14 protein-coding genes are annotated in these 16,088 nt (G+C 71.1%); 5 read left to right on the forward strand and 9 right to left on the reverse strand.

Annotated features, from left to right (window positions below):
- Positions 1-63 precede the first annotated feature (63 nt).
- Both ACQPYK_RS40025 and ACQPYK_RS40030 read left to right on the forward strand, forming a co-directional pair.
- Complete coding sequence (locus ACQPYK_RS40025; protein ID WP_433243548.1) at positions 64-2,310, forward strand: penicillin acylase family protein; 2,247 nt, start codon at positions 64-66, stop codon at positions 2,308-2,310.
- 246 nt (positions 2,311-2,556) lie between these two features.
- The gene (locus ACQPYK_RS40030; RefSeq protein ID WP_433243551.1) at positions 2,557-3,522 is read left to right on the forward strand and encodes a D-isomer specific 2-hydroxyacid dehydrogenase family protein; all 966 of its coding nucleotides are present in this window, start codon (positions 2,557-2,559) and stop codon (positions 3,520-3,522) included.
- A 19-nt stretch (positions 3,523-3,541) separates the two neighbouring features.
- Here the strand turns inward: ACQPYK_RS40030 and ACQPYK_RS40035 are convergent, their stop codons facing one another.
- Positions 3,542-4,396: a PHP domain-containing protein gene (locus ACQPYK_RS40035; RefSeq protein WP_433243554.1), complete on the reverse strand. Its 855-nt coding sequence runs from the start codon at positions 4,394-4,396 to the stop codon at positions 3,542-3,544.
- A 189-nt stretch (positions 4,397-4,585) separates the two neighbouring features.
- Here ACQPYK_RS40035 and ACQPYK_RS40040 point away from each other — a divergent pair, with 189 nt between their 5' ends.
- Positions 4,586-5,125: an ATP-binding protein gene (locus ACQPYK_RS40040; RefSeq protein ID WP_433243557.1), complete on the forward strand. Its 540-nt coding sequence runs from the start codon at positions 4,586-4,588 to the stop codon at positions 5,123-5,125.
- A gap of 15 nt (positions 5,126-5,140) precedes the next feature.
- Here ACQPYK_RS40040 and ACQPYK_RS40045 read toward each other — a convergent pair whose 3' ends face one another.
- The 8 genes from ACQPYK_RS40045 to ACQPYK_RS40080 all read right to left on the reverse strand — a co-directional run bounded on the left by ACQPYK_RS40045 (position 5,141) and on the right by ACQPYK_RS40080 (position 14,134).
- A complete protein-coding gene (locus tag ACQPYK_RS40045) occupies positions 5,141-6,502 on the reverse strand; it encodes a M20 metallopeptidase family protein (protein ID WP_433243560.1) in 1,362 nt (453 codons plus the stop codon).
- Positions 6,499-7,782, reverse strand: coding sequence for an amidohydrolase family protein (locus tag ACQPYK_RS40050; protein WP_433243563.1), 1,284 nt, complete (start codon positions 7,780-7,782; stop codon positions 6,499-6,501). The genes ACQPYK_RS40045 and ACQPYK_RS40050 overlap by 4 nt, the downstream gene beginning before the upstream one ends.
- Position 7,783: 1 nt before the next feature.
- Complete coding sequence (locus ACQPYK_RS40055; RefSeq protein ID WP_433243566.1) at positions 7,784-9,151, reverse strand: glutamine synthetase family protein; 1,368 nt, start codon at positions 9,149-9,151, stop codon at positions 7,784-7,786.
- On the reverse strand, positions 9,148-10,692 hold the full coding sequence (locus tag ACQPYK_RS40060; RefSeq protein WP_433243569.1) for an APC family permease: 1,545 nt from the start codon (positions 10,690-10,692) through the stop codon (positions 9,148-9,150). Before ACQPYK_RS40060 ends, ACQPYK_RS40055 begins: the two co-directional genes overlap by 4 nt.
- 276 nt (positions 10,693-10,968) lie before the next feature.
- On the reverse strand, positions 10,969-11,982 hold the full coding sequence (locus ACQPYK_RS40065) for a MurR/RpiR family transcriptional regulator (RefSeq protein WP_433243572.1): 1,014 nt from the start codon (positions 11,980-11,982) through the stop codon (positions 10,969-10,971).
- A 232-nt stretch (positions 11,983-12,214) separates the two neighbouring features.
- Positions 12,215-12,370, reverse strand: coding sequence for a hypothetical protein (locus tag ACQPYK_RS40070; protein ID WP_433243575.1), 156 nt, complete (start codon positions 12,368-12,370; stop codon positions 12,215-12,217).
- Positions 12,367-12,702, reverse strand: a complete 336-nt coding sequence (locus ACQPYK_RS40075; protein ID WP_433243578.1) for a competence protein CoiA family protein — start codon at positions 12,700-12,702, stop codon at positions 12,367-12,369. The genes ACQPYK_RS40070 and ACQPYK_RS40075 overlap by 4 nt, the downstream gene beginning before the upstream one ends.
- A 31-nt stretch (positions 12,703-12,733) precedes the next feature.
- Complete coding sequence (locus ACQPYK_RS40080; protein ID WP_433243581.1) at positions 12,734-14,134, reverse strand: serine hydrolase domain-containing protein; 1,401 nt, start codon at positions 14,132-14,134, stop codon at positions 12,734-12,736.
- A 160-nt stretch (positions 14,135-14,294) separates the two neighbouring features.
- On the opposite strand from ACQPYK_RS40080, the gene ACQPYK_RS40085 reads away from it, so the two are divergent.
- Together ACQPYK_RS40085 and ACQPYK_RS40090 are read left to right on the forward strand one after the other, a co-directional pair.
- Positions 14,295-15,395 (forward strand): sensor histidine kinase, encoded by a 1,101-nt coding sequence (locus tag ACQPYK_RS40085; protein ID WP_433243584.1) that lies wholly within the window; start codon positions 14,295-14,297, stop codon positions 15,393-15,395.
- Positions 15,386-16,030, forward strand: coding sequence for a response regulator (locus ACQPYK_RS40090; RefSeq protein ID WP_433243587.1), 645 nt, complete (start codon positions 15,386-15,388; stop codon positions 16,028-16,030). Before ACQPYK_RS40085 ends, ACQPYK_RS40090 begins: the two co-directional genes overlap by 10 nt.
- The last annotated feature ends 58 nt before the right edge of the window (positions 16,031-16,088 follow it).

Genomic DNA, 16,088 nt, shown 5'->3' on the forward strand with positions numbered 1-16,088 from the left:
AGTATGGGTGCGTCGGCTGACCGAGGAGGAAGGCCCCTTGACCTCCGAGAGGGGGACCGGCTCATGGGCCACCCGCGGGACGAAGGGCTGAGCCGGCGCCGCTTCCTGGGTGGAGCAGCCGGACTGGCCGCTGGAGCCGCGGCCGTCGCGGTGGGGCTGCCGTCCGGTGACGTGTCCGTCGCTTCCACGCGAACCGTGCCCGATCTCGCCCGCTGGCGCGAGCAAGCGGCGCACGTGACGATCACCCGCGATGACTGGGGCATCCCGCACGTGGTGGGCGAGACCGACGCCGATGCGGTGTTCGGGATGATCTACGCCCAGGCCGAGGACGACTTCGGCCGGATCGAGACCAACTATCTGGTCGGCCTCGGCCGCCTCGCCGAGGCCGAGGGCGAGAGTGCGATCTGGCAGGACCTGCGCCGGCGGCTGTTCGTCGATCCCGAAGCGCTGAAGGGGGATTGCGCGAAGAGCCCGGCCTGGTTGCGCGAGCTGATGCGGGCCTGGGCGGACGGGCTGAACTATTATCTCGCGACGCACCCCGAGGCGCATCCGCGCGTGATCAAGCGGTTCGAGCCCTGGATGGCGCTGAGCTTCTCCGAAGGCAGCATCGGCGGCGACATCGAGCGGGTGCCGCTCACCCGGCTCGAGGCCTTCTACGGCAACCGCGCGGTGGCGATGGCCGATGGGGAGCGCGAGCCACTGTTCCACGAGCTCAAGGGCTCGAACGGCATGGCGATCGCACCGGGCCACACGCGAAACGGCCATGCGCTGCTGCTGATCAACCCGCACACCGGCTTCTTCTTCCGCTCCGAGCAGCAGGTGACAAGCGGCGAAGGGCTCAACGTCTACGGCGCGGCCACCTGGGGGCAGTTCTTCGTCTACCAGGGCTTCAACGCGAACGCGGGCTGGATGCACACATCGAGCGGCGTCGACAACGTCGATGAGTTCGCCGAGACGATCGTGACCGGGGCCGATGGCAGCCGCTCCTACCGCTACGGCAACGCGCTGCGACCGGTGAGGACGAAGACGATCACGTTGTCCTATCGCACCGCGGATGGCCGGCGGGGGCAACGCCGCTTCACCACCTTCGGCACGCATCACGGCCCGATCGTGCGCGAGGCGGACGGCAAGTGGATCGCGTTCGCGCTGATGAACAGGCCCGTCGAGGCGCTGCGGCAGAGCTTCCTGCGCACCAAGGCGCGGGATTACGCGGGCTTCATCGAGGTGGCGGGATTGAGGGCCAACAGCTCCAACAACACGCTGTTCGCGGACTCGAAGGGCGAGATCGCCTTCCTGACGCCACAGTTCGTGCCGGTCCGCAACGATCGCTTCGACTATCGCAAGCCCGTCGACGGCAGCGATCCGGCGACCGACTGGCGCGGGCTGCACCGCCTCGAGAGCCTGCCCCAGGCAGTGAACCCGAGGAACGGCTGGGTGTTCAACACGAATAACTGGCCCTGGACGGCGGCCGGCGCGGACAGCCCCAAGGCCGCCGCCTACCCGCGCTATTTCGACCAGGCCGGCGAGAACCCGCGCGGGCCGCAGGCGATCCGGGTGCTGAACGCGCGCAGCGACTTCACCCCGCGGACACTGATCGAAGCCGCCTTCGATCCCTACCTCACCGCCTTCGCCCGGCTCGTGCCGGGGCTGATCGCGGCGTGGGACAGGCTGCCCGAGGGCGACCGGCGAAAGGCGAAGCTCGTCGGCCCGGTCCGCCTGCTGCGCGGCTGGGACCATCGCTGGGGCGCGAATTCGACCGCGACTTCGCTGGCCGTGTTCTGGGGTGAGGCGCTCTGGGCGCCCTCGGCTCGGCCGGCGAAGGATGCGGGCTTGCCGGTGTGGGATTACCTGGCCGACCACGTCACCGACGCGCAGCGGCTCGCGGCGCTCGAAACTGCGGCGGAGCGGCTGACGCGAATTTTCGGCGGCTGGCAAGTGCCCTGGGGCGAGATCAACCGCTTCCAACGCAACGACGGCGCGATCGTCCAGAAGTTCGAGGATGCCAAGCCGAGCATCCCGGTGCCTTTCACCTCCGCGCGATGGGGCTCCCTCGCCTCGTTCGAGGCGAACCGCCGGCCGGGAACGAAGCGCTGTTACGGCACCGGCGGCACCAGCTTCGTGGCGATCGTGGAGTTCGGGCCGAGGGTGCGCGCCTGGGCGGTGACGGCGGGGGGCGCGAGCGGGCATCCCGGCTCGCCGCACTTCAACGACCAGGCCGAACGCTACGCGAGCGGCGACCTCCGGCCCGTCTACTTCCATCCCGATGACCTCAAGGGCCATATCGAGCGGAGCTACAGGCCGGGCGAGTGATCAGTCACCAAGGGAAACCCCTCGGCGAGGCGCTCCTCGAAATCCGAGACGGTGACACCGGCCCTTCCTGCTCGTGCTTGTCGCCTGACACCCTCACCGAGGGGCCGTGTCGCTCTCGCGTCCCCGGGCGAAGCCGCATACGGCTTCGTGCCTTTCGTCCGGTGACGGCTGCGGTGAGCATGAAACCGGGTGGCAGCGACGCGCCTGGCCGGTCCCCGGCCGGCGGACCGCGACAGAATGTCGTCCATGGAAGCCCGTATCGCGATCGCCCCCTCGGCGGAGGTGGGAGCGGCCTACGTCCGTGCCAACTCCCCCGATCTCGACCACCTTCGTACCAACATCGAGAAGGCCGTGTTCGGCGGCGGCGGTGCCAACGTCCCGCTGGGCGAGGCCAACGGGCTGGTGTGGCTCATCCCCGGGGAGCCGGAGCGGCTGCGGCTGGTGCTGGACGGCCATCCGGGGATCGGGTGGGTGCAGTTCCCCTGGGCGGGGGTGGAGAGGTTCGCGACGTCCGGGGTGTTCCAGCGGCCGGTGATCTTCACCTGCGCGAAGGGATCGTTCGCCGAGCAGGTCGGCGAGCACGCGCTCATGCTGACGCTGGCCTGTCTGCGCGGTGTCGTACGGCAGGCCCGGACGCCGCGCTGGTCGCCGGTGGATCCCCGGTCCCTGCACGGCCGGCGGGTGACGATCCTCGGCGGCGGCGGCGTAGCCACCGAGCTGGTCCGTCTCCTGCAACCGTTCGACTGCCGGATCCGGGTGCTCCGCCGCCGGCCCGAGAAGGTCGAGGGCGCCGAGGAGACGCTGCCGCCCACGGCGCTGCACGCCGTACTCCCCGAGACCGACGTCTTGGTGCTGGCCCTCGCCCTGACTCCGGAGACGCGGCACGTCATCGGCGCCGCCGAGCTGGCGCTGCTGCCCGCGGACGCCGTCGTGGTCAACGTCGCACGCGGTGCGCACATCGAGACGGACGCGCTCGTCGAGGCCCTCCGGGACGGAACGATCTCCGCCGCCGGGTTGGACGTGACGGACCCCGAGCCGCTTGCCGAGGGGCACCCATTGTGGGACGACCCCAGGGTCCTCATCACCTCGCACTGCGCGGACTCCGCCGAATACGTCATGCGGATGCTCTGCGAGCGGGTCGAGCGGAATGTACGGCAGTTGCGTGCGGGCCTGCCGCTGGAGGGTGTGATCGACCCCGCCACGGGCTACTGACCACCCCGACGGGTGGCCGTCACGATCCGGTGACGGGCGCGGCGCCCGTCGCTGTGGAGATCATGTCCTGGTAGACGAGCGGGTCGGTGGTGAACGCGCCGAGGCGGACGGTCTTGTTGGTGCCGTGGTAGTCGCTGGAGCCGGTGACCCGCAGGCCCAGGTCGCGAGCGAGCAGGCGGGTGCGCGCGCGGTCGGCCGCCGAGTGGTCCGTGTGGTCCGCCTCGACGCCCCACAGGCCCGCCGCCGCGAGCTCGGCGATCAGCGTGTCGGGCACGATGTGGCCCCGGCCGCTCGCCCGCGGGTGTGCCAGCACCGTGACGCCACCGGCATCGTTCACCAGCCGGACCGCGGTGAACACGTCGATGTCGGTCTTGGCCAGGCGGTAGCGGCGGCCCAGCCATTCGGGCTTGAAGGCCTCGTCCACGGTCGCGACCAGACCGCGGCGGATGAGCGCCTGGGCGAGATGGGGGCGTCCGATCGTGCCGCCGGCCGCGTATCGGCGTATCTCGGGGACCGTGACGTCGATGCCGTCGGCGTTCAGCAACGCCACCGTGTTCTCCGCCCGGTGCTCGCGGGATCGGCGGACCCGGGCCAGCTCCGCGACGAGCGGCGCGTGACCGGGATCGAACAGATAGGCCAGCAGGTGCAGCCCCACCGTCGGCTCGTCGCCGTACCACCGGCCCGACAGCTCGGCCCCGCGCACCAGCGTCACCCCCGCGGGCAACGCGGCCGTGGCCGCCTCCCATCCGGCGGTCGTGTCGTGGTCGGTGAGCGCCACCACGTCCAGCCCCGTCGCGGCCGCCTCCGCCGTCAACGCCGCGGGAGAGTCGGTGCCGTCACTGGCGGTGGAATGGGCGTGCAGGTCGATCCGCATACCGCCAGCCTCCCAGCAATCCGGCCGGCCGGTCTCCCGGGCCTCGTCGGATCAGGGGTCGCATCGAACACGGACCGGTGATGACACGGTCAACCAAGGCTGGGCGAACGGTAAAAAATGTGACTGACATCACATTGCTGTGGTTCGAGTGCAGCGCATGGCCTGGCGTATCACGGGGACGGTGAAGCGATGACGGTGACATCGGAGCTGCTGGGGCACGTCGTGCTCCCCGGAGACGTCGCATCCGTTCCGCAGGCCCGGCTGTACGTTCGCGATCTGCTGGGCCCCATCGGCGACGGCTACGTGGACGACGCGCTCCTGCTCGTCACCGAGCTGGTGACCAACGCGGTGCGACACTCCGACTCGGGACGCCGCCCCGACGGGCAGGTGACGGTGACCGTCACCAACCGCGCGGGGACGCTTCAGGTCGATGTGATCGACCAGGGGTCGGCCAGCCGTACGCCCCGGATCCGGCCGGATGTCGACGCGCGCAGCGGTGGAGGCCGGGGGTTGTGGCTGGTGCGGGAGCTGGCGTCGGCGTGGGGGTGGCACGACGACCCGGCGGGACGCGTGGTCTGGTTCCGGATGGCGAAAGAGGCCCCGGAACGCTCCGGCCACTCGGCGTACTCCGTACCGGCGGCGCGCGGAAACTCCGACGCCGGTGCCGGCGCCACGGTCCCGGGTTTCCCCGATCCCGGCGCCTCGGCCCTGGACCTCGCACGCCGCTGACCCCTCCGGTCCGCTTCAGGCCTCGTATGACCGGCCGGTATCGATCAGGTGCGCGGCGGCGAGGTAGGCGGCGAGCAGGCTCTCGGCGACGGCCGTCACCGTCTCGTCCCCCGGCAGGAATCCCGGGCTGTGCAGTCCCGACGTCGTGTCCGTGCCCACGAACATCATCAGTGACGGCACGGCCGACGCGTAGTAGGCGAAGTCGTCGGCTCCGCAGGAGCGCAGGACGGCGGGCGCGTGGTAACCGGGCCCGCGACCAGAGTTGTGACCAGGGCCGCGACCGGAGCCGGAGCCGTGACCGGAACGGAAGCCGTGACCGGAGCCGTGGCCGGAACGGGAACCGGGGTCAGAGCCGTGGCCGGGACCGGAGAGAAGGCGGGAGGTCTCCTCGGCGAGACGGGCGTCGTTGACGAGCACCGGCTCGCCACGGGCGATGAGCACCTCGGCCTCGCAGCCGTGGGCGCGGGCGACACCGTCCGCGATCACGCGGAACCGTTCGTGGAGCTGCTCGCGCCAGGCCTCCGACATCGTGCGGAGCGTGCCCCGGGCGACGGCGTCCGCCGGGGTGGCGTTGGGGGCGGTGCCCGCGGACACCGTGCCGAAGGTGACCACGGTCGGCGTCATCGGGTCGGAGTCGCGGCTGACGAGCTGCTGGGCGGCCACGATGATCTGGGCGAGCGCCAGGACCGGGTCGCGGGACAGCTGGGGGTAGGCGGCGTGCCCGCCCTGGCCCCGCACGATGAGCGTGAACTCGTCGGCGGAGGCGTTGACCGCGCCGGGCGTGCAGGCCGTCTCACCGGCGGCGAGCACCGGCTGCACGTGCGCCGCGACCATCGCGCCGATCCGGTGGCGGTCGAGGGCGCCCGACTCGACGATGTCGAGCGCGCCGGAGGGATAGGTCTCCTCGCGTGGTTGCAGCACCGCGACCATCGGGGCGGGCGCCCCCACCCGGTCGACCGCCCTGGCCAGCGCGACCAGCGCGGCGAGGTGGACGTCGTGGCCGCAGGCGTGCATGGCACCGTTGCTCGCGGCCCAGGGGACGCCCGTCTCCTCCGTGATCGGCAGGGCGTCCAGCTCGCCGCGCACCCCGACGGCCGGGCCCTCGCCGCCGATGCGCAGGATCGCGCCGGTCTCGGCGACCGGCTCCAGGGTGGTGCCCTCGGGCAGCGCGTCCAGCACGCGCTTGAGCGTCGGCTCCTCCCTGCCGGACACGCACGGCTCGGCGTGCAGCTCGCGTCGCAGGTCGCAGGCGGCGGGCAGTTCGGCGTGGAGCGCGGCGCGGAGCCGCTCGTGGACGTCGGCCACTTGCTCTGCGGCGTCGTGGGCGTGGACGCCGGCCACCTGCTCTGCGATGTCGTGGGCGTGGACGCCTGTCACGCGTCCTCCCCGAGGCCGTAGACGCGGCGGGCGTTGCGGGCGCCGATCATCGTGGCGACCCGTACGGCCTGCTCCTCGCTCCACTCCCCGTCCGCGACGAAACCCCCGAGAACGCGGGTCATCGCCCGCCGCCAGAGCAGGGCGCCCAGGTGGTGCAGCTCCGCGGGGCCCCAGGCGTCCGAGGAGAAGAGGATCTTGGCGAACGGCGCCAGCTCCAGGCTCTCGGCCACCACGGCCACGCTGCGCGCGCCGGTGTAGTTCACGCCCAGCCCGACGTCGAAGTAGACGTTCGGATACACCTGGGCGAGGAAGCCGGCGTTGCGGTGGAACGGGTAGCAGTGCAGCAGGAGCATCGGGACGCCCGAGGGCTCGGCCAGCTCGATGAGGCCGCGCAGCAGCAGCGGGTCGGAGCGGTGGAGGTCGACGTCCGGGTCGCCGTAACCGATGTGGAACTGCAGCGGCAGGCCGCGCTCGATCCCCTTCCAGATGAGGTGGCGCAGCAGCACCGGATCGTCGACGCGGATCGTCCCGGTCCGCTCGGCGGCGCGCAGCCAGCGGCCGGCCGCCGCCGTCACCTCGGCCGGGGTGGGCGGGGCGGGGTCGAAGTCGAGCCTGTGGCGGTAGGCGACGATGGTCTTCAGGCCGCGTGCCGTACGGCTGCGCTCCCACAGCGCCTTCTCGAAGGCCGCGGCGAACCCGGCGGCGTCGGTCCCGTCGGCGACGACGCGCTCGGCGACCGCCTCCAGCCGGACGACCTCGTCGACGGCCCGGCCGGTGACGGCGGCCATCCTCGCCGGGTCGAGGATCTCGTCCCCGCGGTAGCCGGTCTCGATCAGGAAATGGCCGATCCCGCTGGCGGCGAGCAGGCGCCGGTTGACCTCCTCGGTTCCGAGTTCGGCGCGGCGAGCGAGGTAGACCTCGGGGGTCGTGTGCGGGGCCAGGTCGAGCACGGGCGCGCAGTGCCGCAGAACGGCGAACCCGACCTGCGAGTCGAACTGGGTCATCCAGCCGGGCACCGGCCGGTCGGATTCGGTGATCAGCTCCTCGAACTCCCGGCGCGACACGTCACCGGCCAGGGCCCCGTGCACATGGTGGTCCACCAGCGGGATCGCCTCGATCGCCCGCTCCAGCGTCTCGGCCCGTCCCGCGTGCTCGGGCCTTGCGGTGGATCCGGCCGGTTCCAGGGAACCGGCGCGGTCTGCGGACGTGGCCCGCTCCGGGGACCCGCCGGCTCCCACGGATCCGGCACGCGCCTGCGGGGTGAAAGTCTCAGTGGACATCTCAGTGGACATCGGCGACCCTCCGGCAGCGCTCCGCGTCGTCCTGCCCGGCCACCGCCGCCAGCTCGGCCCACTTGACCGACAGGTAGGTGGCCAGCAGGTCGGGCGCGAAGAAGCCGCCCACGACCTCGTCCTTCTCCAACTCGTTCAACGCTTCCTCCGACGTCTTCGGCAGCGGCGGCACGGCCGCGAGCTCGGCCTCGGTGGCCGACTCCGGCCAGACGACGGGCTCGGGATATCCGCGCCGGATCCCCTCCAGGCCGGCCCGGAGCAGCACGCCGAGGGCGAGCCAGGGATTGGCGGTCGCGTCGGCGGCGCGGTATTCGAGGTTGAGCTGGTCGCCTGCGTCCGGCCCGGTCCCGGGGCAGATGCGGAGCATGGCCTCCCTGTTTCGCTCGGCGAGGAACACCCCGCCCGCGCTCCACCGGTGCGGGGTCAGACGCAGGAACGATATCGGGCTCGCGGCCGTGACGGCCGTCAGCGCGGAGGCGTGGCGCAGGATTCCGGCGGAGAAGCGTGTGCCCAGTTCCGACAGGCCACCGGGCCGGGCCGGGTCGTGCAGGGCGGGTTTCCCGTCGGCGTCGCGGAACGACAGGTGGATGTGCACGCCGTTACCGGCGCCGGCCGGGTCGGGGAGCGGGGCGAAGCTGGCCCTCAGTCCGCGCCGCCGGGCGAGGTCGCGCACGAGTTCGCGCAGCAGCACCGCCCGGTCGGCGGCGACGAGCGCCTCGGCCGGGCTGAGCGTGATCTCGTGCTGGGCCTCGCCGTACTCCGGCAGCCATGTCTCCGGCTCGAACCCGGCCTGTTCCAGAAGCGTCACCAGGTCCGAGCCGAACGGCTCGGCGGTCCGGTACCGCTCGAAGGAGAAAGGCGGAGAGGACGGCGGGCCCGTCAGGGTGAACTCGTGCTCGAACGAGGCGATCACGGTGAGGCCGAGCTCGGCGCGAAGCTCTTCGACGGCCGAGGTGAGGAATCCGCGGGGGCAGCACTCCCAGGGCGTCCCGTCGGGCAGCGTCTGGTCGGCCAGATACAGCCGCGTGCCCGGCAGGCCGCCGTCGGCGGGGATGTCGACGCGGGTGGCGGGATCGGGCAGCAGCCGCAGGTCTCCCGCGGAGCCGAACACGTTGTCGGCGATCGGCCCGAATCCGGTGATGGCCAGGTCGGCCGGGACCCAGCCGGTCCCGGTCCGCAGCAGCGCCTCCTCTCGGGAGGCGGGTACGGCGCGGCCTCGGAGTTGGGCGGCCAGATCGCAGGTCGCGACGAAGACGGTGGGCGCCGTGGTCGTGGCGGAATGCCGTTCCCCGGACGGGACCGACGGAGACGGAGCCGACGGGGACGACGGGGACAACTGGGTCGGGGACGACGTCATGCCTGGGCCGCTTCCTTGTCGTTGATCTCGGGTTCGGGGCCGCGGGAGGAGCCGGCCGGGCCACCGGGGGCACGGGCCGGGGCGGTCGTCTCGTGGACGGGAGCGCTCGCCGCGTCGGCGGGTCCGTCGGGCCGGGTCAGTTCGGCGGTCAGGCGCTCGCCGATCCGGTGGGCCAGTTTCGGCGCGGCGAGCACGGCCACCATGCCCGCCAGGCACCAGGCGGCGGCGATCCACGGGAAGTAGCCGAGCGGGCCGGTCTGTCCCACCGACTGGTTGTAGAAGACGAAGCACAGGTAGACGATCGCCAGCACCGGGATCACGATCTCGTACCGGGGGATCCGCCCGCGGCCGGAGAGAATGAACGCGATCACGCCCGCCCCGGCGACCGCGTAGGCCACCAGCAGGCACAGTACGCCGAGTGTGGCGAACCAGTAGTAGGCGTCGAAGGCGGAGACGCCGGACAGATCGAGGATCACGTCGCCGGCCACGGCCAGGACCAGCGCCGCGACCAGCGCGACGGTGGGGCTCGCCGTACGGCGGTCGGTGCGGGCGAGGGCCTTCGGGCCGAAGCCGTCCCGGGCGAGCGCGAACATGAGCCGGCTGGCCGCGGCGGCCGAGCTGATCGAGGCCGCGAACGCCGAGGCCACCGCGGTGAAGGCGATGACCAGCGAGAACCATGTGCCGATGTAGGTCTGCGCCAGCGCCGACAGGGAGGACTCGGAGCCGGAGAAGGCTGCGACCCCCTTCTCCCCGGTGCCGAAGCCGACGGTCTGGGCGAACATCACGAAGATGTACAGGCCACCGGTGAGCAGCACGCTTCCGGCCAGGGCGCGCGGGACGTTGCGTCGGGGGTCGGCGGTCTCCTCGCCCAGCGACGCGCACGCCTCGAACCCCGCCCAGGACAGGAACGCGAACACCGTGGCGGTCATCACCGCGCTCATCGTGGTGCCGCCCAGCCCGAACACCGACAGGTCGAGCCTCTGCCCGGCGGGCGCGTGCCCGGTCCCGGTACGGATGACGATGATGGCGCTGAGCACCAGCATGCCGATGATGCCGACGCCCTCGACGACCAGCAGGGTCCGCGCGGTGACGCGGGACTCGCGGGAGTTGACCGCCCAGACGCCCACGGACGCCAGGGCCGCCACGGCGAACCAGGGCACGTGCAGGGACAGGCCCAGCGCGGCGGCGAACGCCTCGGTGAACACCGCGGTCGCCGCGAGCGTGCACACGGCGAAGAAGACGTAGGTTCCCAGGAGCGCGAACCCGCCGAAGAATCCGGCCCGGGGACCCAGGGTCACCCCGGCCAGGGCGTAGACCGATCCGGCGTGGTTGAAGTGCCGCGTCAGCCGTACGAAACCGTAGGCGACCAGTGCCACCCCGACCAGGCCCAGCACGAAGACCAACGGTACGGCCTTGCCCACCGTGACGGCGACGCCGGCTCCGTTCAGAGCCATGGCGAGAGTGGGGCCCATGAGGCCGACGGACAGGGCCAGAGCCTCCCACAGACGTAGTTTGCGAGGCGGACGCAGTTCTTCGGTCACAGCACCTCCTGATGCTGACGGCAGCGCCGGCGGCGGTCGCGACCAGCACATGTTGATGAAACATAGCTTTCATAAAGACCATCAACAAGCATCTATGAAAAATTTGTTACACCCTTTAGGAGGCGCCGACCCGGCCGGAACGCCCTCCCGGCGAGGCGCCGCTCAGTTCGGGCACCGCTCGGTCGATGGCGCCGCTCGGTCGATGGCGCCGCTCAGTTCGGACGCCGCTCAGTTCGGACCCCGCTCAGTTCAGGGGCCACTCAGTTCAGAGGCCGCTCAGTCGACAGTGACGTCGCCCGCGATCTCCTCGCACTGCCGCAGCCGCTCCTCACCCGCCTTCCCCAGCCGCGCCATCACACCGGCGACCACCGTCTCCACCAGCGCGAGCGCCGGAACGAGGCTGTCGAACGGGCTGGGCGCCTCGACCCGGACGGGGATCACGAGGTCGGCGGCCTCCGACGCGGGCGAGAGCCATGGGTCGGTGAAGAGCACCACCTTGGCCCCCCTGTCGTGCGCGCGACGGGCGAATTCGACGACGTCGCGCTGGTAGCGCCGGTAGTCGAACACGACGACCACGTCACGCCGCCCGACGTCCACGGAGAACGCGGCCAGGCTCTCCGGTCGCGGGTCGAGCACGCGGGTGCCGGGACGTAGCAGCCGCAGGTGCAGGCCGAGATATTCGGCCAGGGTGTGCGAGAACCGTCCCCCGATCAGCGCGATCCGGCGTCCCGGGTCGGCCAGCAGGTCCAGCACGGCCTCCAGCTCGGAGTCGGACAGCGCCGCGAACGACTCGTCCAGCCGCTGCCGGAAGATCGCTCCGGCCGACACCCGCAGGGAGTCCGGGGCCACCCCGTCGCCGAGCTGCTGGGCGAGCGTGAGCGGCGAGGCCCGTCGCGCCTCGATCTCGTCCCGCAGGGCCTGCTGGAACGCCCGGTATCCGGCGAAACCGAGCCGGGCCACGAAGCGGACCACGGTCGGCGCGCTCACTCCCGCGCGCTCGGCCAGCCGCGCCGCGGTCTCCAGCCCGGCCGTGGGGTAGCTCGCCAGCAGGGTACGGGCGACCAGCCGCTCCCCCGCCGAGGAACCTTCCAGGCCGCGCCGTACCCGCTCCGCAACGGAGACGAAGGACTCAACCCGGTCCTCGGCGGCCTGGTCCTCAGCCTGTTCCTTGACCCGGCCCTTGGTCTGATCCCCGGCCCGGTCCTTGGCCTGTTCCATGGCCTGTTCCTCGGCCCGATCCTTGAACTGTTCCTCGGCCTGTTCCTCGGCCCGATCCTTGAACTGTTCCATGGCCTGTTCCTTGGCTTTGCCCCTGGACGCGCCGCTCTGCCCCGCCCTCTTCGCAGACACGCCGGCCTGTCTCGCCTTCCCCCCGGACGCGGCCCCCCGAGCCGCCTCCTCACCGGACGCGGCCCTCCGCGCCGTCCTCCCGCCCTCACCGGTCATCGGAACACCCTTCGGCCGTTTCGCATCGTCCAGCTCCTCATTCTGGCCGGTCAGCGGAGACGAGAGGGCACGTCGCTCACGAGTGGGCGTGCGGTGGACGCGTGCGCAGCCAGTCCAGCACCTGCTCGGCGTGCCGGTCGGGCGGGAACACCGGGTAGAAGTGCCGGTCGGGCGGGAACACCGAGGAGAAGACGTGCTCCACGACGCCGTCGGCTGCCCCCAGATTCCTCAACCCGGGTGCGCGTAAGGGCCTCGCGGAACTTCCCTCGGAAGGTTCACCCGGGCTCGCTTGTCGGTGAAGACCCACATGGTGCCGATGAACCCGAGGGACCGGTCGGTCCTCGTGCGGGCCTTCGTCGTCTCCACGGCGAGGGCCGAATCCTGCACCTCCACCGCGACCCGGGGACGCCTGTCCCCGGTGGGGAGGGTCACCGCGACGTCCACCCGCCGGCCTTGGTCCCGGTACGTCTCCTCCAGCTGAACTTGATAGCCGAGCCGGCGGAACTTCTCTGCGAGCAGGTTCTTACCGCGGAGGTGCGAGACGCTCTCGGCTCGCGCCGACACATCACGTGACTCACCACCCGCCGCGCACGCTTCATTGCCGTCGTAGCCGCGCTGCGCCCCAGAGGCGTGCGGCGACCACCGTGAGGCTCGCGGCCGCGACCGTCACCAGCCAGACCATGAACGTCGGGTAGAGGTAGGCCAGCTGGATCCATGAGGCGTCGCGGCCGCGTGCCAGTATGCGATGGATCGGGGCGATCGTCACGCACAACCCGATCGGGACCAGGTACGGCGCCAGCCGCCATAGCTGCCATCCCGTGCGGCGCGCAGCCCATTGCCGGGCACGTGCTGTGCCCCGTACCCCAAGCCCGATGGTCACCAGGATCAGCAGTGCGAAGAGCACGTCGGTGAGGAGCAACGGCTGCCCGGAGGGCACCTGCGGGGTGCCGCCCTCGATGATGGCGACCAGGCCCGTCATGAGGATGTGCGCGTCGGAGAAGACCATACCGGTGTTGGCCATGACGGCGATGCCGTATCCCGAGCCGGGCATCAGTAGCTGGTGAGCGGTGGAGGTGAACAGGTCTCCCCCGTGCTCGAGCACGGGGGTTCCGCGTTCGGTCTTGCCGATCTGCCAGCCGAGGGCGTACTCATCGTTCGGCTTCGATGGCGTGCGCATTTCCTGGACGGCCTGTGGGGACAGGAGACCCGGGAGGCTGGTGTTCTGCGCGATCAGCCATCTGGCCATGTCGCTGGCGGTGCTGAGGACCCCGCCCGAGCCGTTTCCGAATCCTGTGGGCTCGGGCAAAGCGACGGCGTGGCCGAGGACGTACAGATGGCCGCGGGCGCTGCCGGGAAGGTCGCGATCGGTGTTGACAGTCGTACTGTGGCGCATGCCGAGGGGCTGGAATACGTGCGCGTCGAGGTAGGCCGCGAAGGGCCGGCCGCTGACCGCTTCGACGAGCCGGGCGGCGACCTGGTAGTTGGTGTTGTGATAGCTGAAGGCGGTCCCGGGATCCGTGGCGAGCTTCGCCGTCCTGAGCCGGGCCACGGCGCCTTGGAGCGTTTGCGGCTGAGGCAGGCTCTTTTCCTGGAAGGCCGAGTCGGCCATGCCCGAGGTCTGGTTGAGCAGTTGCCGTACGGTGATCTTCGCGGCCCGCGGCTCGGCCATCGTGAACTCGGGCAGGTAGCGGCTCACCGGCTGGTCGAGGGCGACCTTGCCCTTCTCAGCCAGCTGCATGACGGCCAAGGCGGTGAAGGACTTGCTGACCGAGGCCACTGCCATGGGGGTGTCGGCTGTGACGGGCTCGCCGGTGGCGGTCTGACCGTATCCGGCGGTGTGGATGACTCTGCCCTCTTTCGTGATCGCCACCTCGACGCCGGGCAGTCCCGTGGCTGCCCGGTACTGCTCGACATAGGCGTCGACCGACGCGGGGACCGACGCGGAAATGTTGGGGACCAGGGTCAGACAGATTGCGGCAAGGGCGGTTCTGAACACCTGCCGAAGCTACCGAGGCCCTATCAACGTGCACCATTGCGTGAATCCTCCGCGTTGGTTACGGGAAACCGCTATGAACACGCAGGGTGGTGTGCTGCCTAGACTGCAGGTCGTGTCAGGTCGACGTGGTGCGCGCACCTTGGTGGGAATGTTGGCGGGCGTGGCCCTTGGCGTGGTCGAGCTGATGTTCCTCTGCGTGGCCGGTCCGGTCTGTCTGATTCCGGCGACTCGGCCCACCTGCGACCGGATCGCGGAGCGGCTGTTGGCACTCGAACGGGCACGGCTCGCCACATGGCTGGGGCATCGGACGGCTCCAGCCGGTGGCGGGTACGGCTTTCTCGCCGTGCGCGCCGCCGTGGGACTGGTGGCAGGGTACGGCGTGGCTGCCGGACTGTTCTTCAGCGGCCTGCTCTTGTTCGGAGGGCTGTGGGACCTGCTCACCGGCGAAAGCGAGTCCGTACCGGTCGACCTCCCCGGCGTGAAGGTGATCAGCAACATTGGTGTCGTGGGGCTGTTGACAGGCGGATTCCTACTCGTGCTGACCCAGGCCGGAGCGCTTGCCACCGGCGCTGCGGAGCGCTTGCTCGCCGACCGGTTCCTGGGGCCGAGCAGCCAGGAGCGGATGCGCCGGCGCATCGCCGAGCTGACCACCACCCGGTCCGACATCGTCCGCGCCGTGGACGACGAGCGGCGCAGGATCGAGCGCGACCTGCACGACGGTGTCCAGCAGCGGGGGATCGCGCTGGCCATGCTGCTCGGCCGTGCCCAGCACAGCGCCGACCCGGCCAAGGCCGGCGAGCTGGTCGCCCAGGCCTACACCGAGTCACGCCAGCTCCTGGACGAGCTGCGCAGCGTGGCCTGGCGGATCTACCCGACCGCGCTCGACGAGCTGGGGCTACGTGCCGCGCTCGCCGGCGTCGCCGAGCGGGCCAGCGTGCCGGTGACCGTGCGTTACCGGCTGGTCGAACGGCCCGTCTCCGAGATTGAGACTGCCCTGTACTTCATCGTCCGCGAGGCGATCAGCAACGCGATCAAGCATGCGGGCGCACGTGACATCCTGGTCATGGTGGAGGAGGACGAGCAGACCGTGAGCGTGGTGGTCTCCGATGATGGCGCGGGTGGCGCCGACCCCTCCGGCGGGGGGCTGTCCGGGCTCGCCAGGCGTGTCCGGGCGCTGGACGGGTCGTTCACCGTCGACAGCCCGCCAGGCGGGCCCACCAGGATCGCGGCCACGCTGCCCAAGGAGGTCCCGTGCGGGTGATCCTGGCCGACGACTCGGTACTGCTCCGCGAAGGGCTGACGCGGCTGCTCGCCGACGCCGGGCATGAGATTGTGGCCGCCGTCGGCGACGCGCAGGCGCTCCTCGAAGCGATCGATGAGCATCCGCCCGACGTGGCGGTGATCGATGTACGCATGCCACCGACGCACACCGACGAAGGGCTGCGCGCGGCGCTGGAGATCCGCAAGCGCCACCCGGGCGTCGGCGTGCTCGTACTGTCGCAGTACGTGGAGAAGACCTACGCGGCCAGGCTCCTCGCCGGCGACGCCGAAGGCCTGGGATACCTGCTCAAAGACCGCGTCTCAGAGGTGGCCGACTTCCTCGACGCGCTGGAGCGGATACGCGCGGGCGGCACGGCCTTCGACCCCGAAGTGGTCCGCCAACTGCTCACTCGTACCATCCACGCCGACCCGCTGAGCAGACTGAGCCCGCGCGAGACAGAGGTGCTGCGGCACCTCGCCCAGGGCTATATCAACTCGGCGATCGCCGAGCGCCTGCACGTGTCGCTGAGCACTGTCGAAAAGCACATCCACTCACTCATGGACAGGCTGGAGCTGCCGCGCGATCCCGGCTACAGCCGCCGGGTGCTGGCCATCCTGCGCTACCTCGATGATTAAGGGCCGAGCGCTGCGAGCGCGTAGGGCGACACACGCCATCTACCGGGTGCACGCCGCG

Source organism: Streptosporangium sp. CA-135522, from assembly GCF_050949235.1.
Taxonomy (GTDB): domain Bacteria; phylum Actinomycetota; class Actinomycetes; order Streptosporangiales; family Streptosporangiaceae; genus Streptosporangium.

What these genes read in the sequence shown, in the direction of transcription:
- ACQPYK_RS40025 (WP_433243548.1), top strand. Translation starts at nt 64, where the DNA reads ATGGGCCACCCGCGGGACGAAGGGCTGAGCCGGCGCCGCTTCCTGGGT.
- ACQPYK_RS40030 (WP_433243551.1), top strand. Translation starts at nt 2,557, where the DNA reads ATGGAAGCCCGTATCGCGATCGCCCCCTCGGCGGAGGTGGGAGCGGCC.
- ACQPYK_RS40035 (WP_433243554.1), bottom strand. Translation starts at nt 4,396, where the DNA reads ATGCGGATCGACCTGCACGCCCATTCCACCGCCAGTGACGGCACCGAC.
- ACQPYK_RS40040 (WP_433243557.1), top strand. Translation starts at nt 4,586, where the DNA reads ATGACGGTGACATCGGAGCTGCTGGGGCACGTCGTGCTCCCCGGAGAC.
- ACQPYK_RS40050 (WP_433243563.1), bottom strand. Translation starts at nt 7,782, where the DNA reads ATGTCCACTGAGACTTTCACCCCGCAGGCGCGTGCCGGATCCGTGGGA.
- ACQPYK_RS40055 (WP_433243566.1), bottom strand. Translation starts at nt 9,151, where the DNA reads ATGACGTCGTCCCCGACCCAGTTGTCCCCGTCGTCCCCGTCGGCTCCG.
- ACQPYK_RS40065 (WP_433243572.1), bottom strand. Translation starts at nt 11,982, where the DNA reads ATGGAACAGTTCAAGGATCGGGCCGAGGAACAGGCCGAGGAACAGTTC.